The sequence below is a fragment of the Lysobacter brunescens genome (genome assembly GCF_042677005.1).
Taxonomy (GTDB): domain Bacteria; phylum Pseudomonadota; class Gammaproteobacteria; order Xanthomonadales; family Xanthomonadaceae; genus Lysobacter_I; species Lysobacter_I brunescens.
The window spans coordinates 1-547 of the sequence record NZ_JBHTIF010000032.1 but is presented as its reverse complement, the minus strand read 5'-3'; the positions used below and the strand labels follow the sequence as shown (position 1 = coordinate 547).

Sequence of the window (547 nt, the reverse complement as noted above, 5' to 3'; positions counted from 1 at the left end):
GCATCGAAGATGTTGTAGCTGCCATGCGTCGGCGCCACCTGTTCGATGTACCACAGCTGCTTCTGCGCGAACGAGGCCGGCGCCGTGCCCGTGGGCGTGGTCCCGCGCACGATCGCGTCATCGCCCGCCGGCGCCATCGCCTCGATCCGCTCCGCGAACTCCGACAGCAGCGGCGACTCGAAGACCTGGCGAACGCCGAACTGCCGGCCGAAGACACGGCGGATGTCGCTGAGCAGGCGCACCGCCAGCAGCGAGTGGCCGCCGATCTCGAAGAAACTGGTGTTGCGCCCGATCGAGGCCGGGTCGATCCCCAGCCGTTCGGCCCACAGCGCCGCCAGCGCCTGCTCGGTCCTGGTCGACGGCGGCTGCGAAGCCAGCGACGATGCGACCCGGAACTCCCCGGCGAGCAGCTGCGCGCGGGCTACCTTGCCGTTCGCGGTCAGCGGCAGTGCCGCGACCACGGTGTAGGCCGACGGCCACATGTAGTACGGCAGCATCGCCTTCAGGTGCTGGTGCACGCGATCGATCACCGCGTCGGCGTCGTCAT

Annotated in this window: 1 protein-coding gene; it reads right to left on the bottom strand. The window is 69.7% G+C overall.

Features of this window, described 5'->3' with window-relative positions; translation table 11 throughout:
* Positions 1-547, bottom strand: a 547-nt coding sequence (locus tag ACFQ0E_RS19250; protein ID WP_386826648.1) for a phosphopantetheine-binding protein, incomplete at both ends; no start/stop codon positions are given.